A 5610-nucleotide genomic window follows, 5' to 3' on the forward strand; every position below is an offset into this window, starting at 1 on the left:
GGCTTATAACCTGAAAAGAATGATGTCGATCTTGGGTAATGAAGGATTGGCCATTAAGCTGCGAGAGCAATACAACTAGCGGGTATAACCGCTTTAGCCCCTGATAACCACTCAATAGCCCTCGATACCAGGCTTCAAAAGCCTCGAACTGCCTCTATATCTAAATTACTCCGAATGCAGTCAATATCTGGAATATCTTGCGTTCCTGAACGGGGATAGTACTCAGATAATGCAAAAACCGAGTTTTCACACAGCCTGTACCAGGAGCGGACGTTATTCGTATCACATCAACTCAAGCAGAGACTCTCTGAGATACCCCTCCAGCAGAGATGCGCAAATTCGCGTTTCATATGACATCATGCCCGCCGGTGGATGGAGCAACCAGGCACTAAAAGGCGGGAGCTGGTAGTGGCTTAAAAGGGGGATTAGCGTTCCCTTTTCAATTTCGTTTCTGCAAACCGGAAATTGCAAAACACCAATGGCAAGTCCAGCTAATAAATAGGAGAGGACACTTCGCCAGTGCGTGGACTGAAATTTAACGTTGACGGGAACATTAATGAGTTGGGTTTCAGGGGTGATCAATGGAATGCGATTACTGGCAAATACGCTAGAAACAGCGGCAAATGGATAACCAGCCAGCGCATCTGGAGAGTGCGGATAACCCATTTTAGCCAGCAAAGCAGGGGAGGCCAGTATTACTCTGCGCACGCTACCAAGTGGACGTGCGACAAAAAATCCTTCTGAGACATCTCCTAGCCTCAATGATAAATCCACACCCTCAGTGACCGGATCGATGACACGGTCGTTAAAAATGACATCGACCTGCAGCCCCGGATGTTCGTTCTGAAGCTGTAACAATGCAGGCATCAGTAAGCTTTCCCCGGCAGAATAAGGTGCCGCAATACGGATTTTGCCTTGTAGCCCCTGATTTTCTTCATTCACAGAAAGAGCGTGCTGTGCCGCCTGAATCGCCGCTTTACTTCTCTCATAAAACAAATTACCGCTCTGCGTCAGAGACATGTTCCGCGTGTTGCGCCTTAGCAAACGCGTACCAAGATGTGCTTCCAGTTTTTCTATTCTTTCACTGACGGCGGGTTGGCCAATGCCGAGATCGCGGGCTGCAGCCGACATGCTGCCCCGCTCAACCACCCTGATGAATATGCGCATTGCTGAGAAGAGATCCATTTGGCGATTATATTGGTTTTACCGATAAAAGTAATTCGATACAGGCATCTACTGTTCTTCTGCGAGATGATGAAAACTCAACGCTCAAGTAAGAGTTAAGCAAAATATGAATCTATTTTATTGATTTATTAGTGGAAGATAATTATGTCAGATATCAAACTTTTCATGTTCCAGTCAGGAACGCAGCATTGTAAATATCACCATATTCGGATGAATCAGGGAGTGGGAGAGAGTTATGATATTCCGGTCCCTTGGTTCCTTCTGACACATCCGGATGGTTTTACCCTGATTGACGGTGGTCTGGCTGTAGAAGGATTGAAAGACCCCTGTGCCTATTGGGGAAGTGCTGTAGAGCAGTTTAAACCGGTGATGTCAGAAGAAGAGGGCTGCCTGGAACAGCTTAAAAGGATTGGCGTCGCACCAGAAGATATCCGCTACGTGGTACTGTCCCATTTGCACTCTGATCATACTGGCGCGATTGGTCGCTTCCCACATGCCACCCATGTGGTTCAGAGGCGAGAGTATGAATATGCCTTTGCTCCTGACTGGTTTACATCTGGAGCCTATTGCCGATTCGATTACGATCATCCTGGCCTCAACTGGCTTTTTCTAAACGGGTTGTCTGAGGATAACTATGACCTTTACGGTGATGGCACGTTACAGTGCATTTTCACGCCAGGGCATTCACCCGGACATCAATCTTTTCTTATCAGATTATCCAGTGGTACAAATTTTACGCTAGCGATTGATGCGGCTTACACCTTAGATCATTACCATGAGAGGGCGCTCCCTGGCCTGATGACGTCAGCCACTGATGTTGCTCAGTCTGTCCAAAAGCTGCGCCAGCTTACCGAGCGATATAACGCGATATTAATACCCGGTCATGACCCTGAAGAATGGGAAAAAATCAGGCTTGCTCCAGCCTCATACAGTTGAATCATTGCTCACTCATTCTTTTAAAAACGGACTGACCGGAATGGCAAATCGTGACTTACTCTCCGTTTACTAACACACGGCAATGCTAGCAATAGCCGAGGCGACTCAATTTCCAACTTCGGCTTTTCGCTCACAGCTGACAGTTTGTCCGCGTCGGGCTGCTCTGTGCCAGGGGCGGACGTTGGTACAGTTTGATTGCCCGTGAAAGAAGCAACGTGCATGGTGGTAAAACAGCCGCATCAAGTATGCTAAAATCAGGAGAAGTGATGACAGCTCAGCAAGCGCCTCGACTTGAAACAGAACGACTGATTTTAAAGCAATTTACGCTCGACGAGTTTCCAACGCTTATGGCGTGCTGGAGCAATCCTGAAATGGCTAAAATTAATGGCGGTGAGAATCCAACAGCAGAAATGGTTTGGACCCGCATATTACGTTATATCGGGCACTGGCAGGCGTTAGGGTATGGCTACTGGGCAGTGTTTGAGAAAACAACAGGTTGTTATGCTGGTTCGTTTGGTTTCCAGGATGCTCATCGTGATATCACACCTGAGTTGAAATACCCGGAAGCTGGATGGACGTTGATTCCAGAGGTTCGTGGCAAAGGTTATGCGTCTGAAGCACTGGCCGCAGTTTTACTATGGGCCGACCAGACATTTTCCTCCCCAGTATGCTGTATCATTGACGAAGAAAATAAACGTTCAAATTATCTGGCTGAGCGTTTTGGTTTCCAGTTTCAAGATTATGTTAACTATCGCGGCAAGCAGATACGCATGCTTATACGCCAGTAAGTAATCAAACCATAAAAACTAATTTTTAGCAGGTCATTTGAGGTATTAGCCTTTAAAGGTCTTCGTCGCTTCGGTTTAGTAAGAATATGATTGGCACTTTCATGTCGATGCTCTCTTGAACCCTGATGCAAACGGAACGTCCGCTCCCCGCTGCCCTAGAACCTTTGCATAGGGAGTTCCGTGCCTGACTCGGACGTCTATGAATCTGAGAACGCATTAATTTTCCGGACGAAGCATAAAATTTAGCATCAACTTAATCTGAGCGCTAAGCATTGCTCTGCCGGTATGAATGGGTAGTTTCTTCTGTTCGGCCAGAGTGAGAAGGCGGGTTTTTTCTGGAAAAATTACAATGTCGCATACAAGTGTCCTTGGCCCGAGCTTTTCAACAGAGAAAGGCAAATCAGTATTTCCCCCCATCCCCAAAGATGTTGCATTGATTGCAATATTAACCCGTTTCGGAACGCTAGTGCCGGCCTTAATCTTTATCTGCGGGAAAAGAACAGAGAGCTTATTAATCAGTGCAATTGATTTTTCCGGAGTCCGGTTGTAAATGGTCAGTTCAGAAGGTTTCCGCTCTGCAATGGCGTGTGCGATGGCTGAGCCAGCGCCACCTGTCCCTGCCAGATAAACTTTACTTCCTTCAATATTGATCCCTCGGTCTAGGAGACTCCATGCAAACCCTTCACCGTCAAGCATATCGCCGTACAACATTCCCTTGTTATCTCTTCTGATAACATTACACCCCCCAACCGCTGTCGCAGTTTCACTTGCTGAATTAAGAAAGGAAAGCGTCTGTTGCTTGTGGGGCATTGTTATAATAGCCCCACGAAAATTCTGTATAGCCTTTAGGCCATTAAGTACATTTTCTAGACCGGTGGGGTCAACATGGAGCGGAACCATCAATACGTCGGGAATACTTTCTCTATGAAGAGCCGCATTTATCATAAGCGGCGCGCTTACCTGAACTATCGGATCTCCAATGATGGATAAAATCTGCAATTTGCCGCTCACAACACTGAGTTCATTCATATAGGTTTCCTACAGTAAGATCTTCAATCAGTTGATGCTATGTATGAGGATAAGCCAATCGGATATCACCATCATTTCGTTGATTTCAGATTTGCGCCTGTTAAAACGGTATCACCTTGATGGGTGATACCTCATTCGAAAAAAGTTCACTCTGACCAGTTCCTCTTTCAGATTCAACGTCTGCTCATCGCTAGTAGCAGGTATGACAACTCTTTTTTATAGTGGCAAGCGCAGACATCAGGATCCATTAATGCAATTAGCACAATGCCTTTGAGAAACAGACTGCCTCTTCTCTGCCTATGTATGGGCCATAATTCTCAATACGGATATACCCATTTTTCTCGTAAAAATTTACGGCCCGATGGTTGATATGTCGAGTTTCCAGCCTCAGCTCGAGATATCCCATTTCTTTTGCGGAGGTTTCCAGAAAAGTAAGTAAAGCGTTACCAACGCCTGGCACACTGCGGTCTGAAAACATTCTTTTAAGTTCGGCAATATTATGCGTCAATGGCCGGATAGCGCCACATCCTATCGCATCGCCATGAGCATTCTTTGCCAATATCCATAACGCTTTGTCACCATTCATTGCATCAACAGTGAAATTGCTTTTGCCGTTATCACCCGTAATAGCGGCAAGTTCTGCCGACAGCATTTCGATTAATCGCTGGGATTCTGAAGAAAATGGATCTGATTTCTCTACTGTTATCATGGCTATATCCTACAAAGAGACTATGATCAGAATAAAGTATCCTGCCTGGAAAAGCACCACCTGAAACGGGTGATGGGACAGCTCTGATTTCTGGCTATCTCGAGGATGCTATGTCCGTTTTTCATAACAGCCCCTTCATGTTGCTTCGGCAGCTCTGTGCCAAAGGTGGACATCCTGATATGTTAATAAATATTGATGAGCCTACAATGAAAGCACTTTCAATTGTTCGGCCTGCCGGAACTCGAATTGCGAATGGTCTAAAAACGCTAGAAATAAGGCGATGGCAGCCTGACGTTCGAACAGGGGAAGAGATATTATTGGTTGAAAAATGAACGCTTCCTCACGACCGATAGCCTGACGGAGGTCGGAACCGCTGTAGCTATCGTTACTTTGGGGAAAGATCAGAGAATTTAGACAAGAGGATTTCCTTCAGGCGTGCGCATCTTATTATGAAGCAGGTTGGTTAGCCTGAGAGTTAAAAACAATCATCAAAATTGAGAATCCTTTCCCAACCCGCGCAGAACGAAAGCTTTACGAAATCGATTATTCAGTACTCAACTCTGCGCGCTTAATAAGAGTTCGCTAAAACGCCAATTTTTCCGCCTCCTACTCATCGGCCCCGTTTCTGTGGAAAACGCTAAATATTGTATCGGTTGCACATGTTCCCCATACTGTATGCTGTGCCGGGCGGAGCAGGTTCCGATCAACCGTGGTGGGGTGTTCTGCTCTGCTTCGCTCCGGCCATTTAGCAAAACTCCGTAGTAAGAGGTTTTTCCCAATGTAATGAATTCATATAGCGGAGTTTTCTTTATTAACACTTTGATTAGATATCTTTTTGCTTCCTGATACCACTTTACCAGTTGGGATAATAATTCGGCTTTTCGCTGATAACTGCCCTTAATCCTTCAACGGGCAGATCAGGGTCAGAAACCAACGTTAAAATTATCCAGGAAAACTTTATAC

5 protein-coding genes are annotated in these 5610 nt (G+C 45.8%); 2 read left to right on the forward strand and 3 right to left on the reverse strand.

Annotated elements, in window-relative coordinates; all coding sequences use genetic code 11:
- Positions 1-282: 282 nt before the first annotated feature.
- A complete protein-coding gene (locus tag J1785_RS03895) occupies positions 283-1167 on the reverse strand; it encodes a LysR family transcriptional regulator (protein ID WP_217137352.1) in 885 nt (294 codons plus the stop codon).
- A gap of 159 nt (positions 1168-1326) precedes the next feature.
- Here J1785_RS03895 and attM point away from each other — a divergent pair, with 159 nt between their 5' ends.
- Positions 1327-2121, forward strand: coding sequence for an AttM family quorum-quenching N-acyl homoserine lactonase (attM, locus tag J1785_RS03900; protein ID WP_217137355.1), 795 nt, complete (start codon positions 1327-1329; stop codon positions 2119-2121).
- Between the two features lie 266 nt (positions 2122-2387).
- Positions 2388-2909, forward strand: a complete 522-nt coding sequence (locus J1785_RS03905) for a GNAT family N-acetyltransferase (RefSeq protein WP_217137354.1) — start codon at positions 2388-2390, stop codon at positions 2907-2909.
- 216 nt (positions 2910-3125) lie between these two features.
- On the opposite strand, the gene J1785_RS03910 is transcribed toward J1785_RS03905, so the two are convergent.
- Together J1785_RS03910 and J1785_RS03915 are read right to left on the reverse strand one after the other, a co-directional pair.
- Complete coding sequence (locus tag J1785_RS03910; protein ID WP_217137351.1) at positions 3126-3938, reverse strand: shikimate dehydrogenase family protein; 813 nt, start codon at positions 3936-3938, stop codon at positions 3126-3128.
- A 256-nt stretch (positions 3939-4194) separates the two neighbouring features.
- Positions 4195-4647, reverse strand: coding sequence for a GNAT family N-acetyltransferase (locus J1785_RS03915; RefSeq protein ID WP_217137350.1), 453 nt, complete (start codon positions 4645-4647; stop codon positions 4195-4197).
- Positions 4648-5610: the final 963 nt, after the last annotated feature.

Origin of the sequence: Rahnella perminowiae, assembly GCF_019049755.1 — a bacterium.
Lineage (GTDB): Bacteria > Pseudomonadota > Gammaproteobacteria > Enterobacterales > Enterobacteriaceae > Rahnella > Rahnella perminowiae.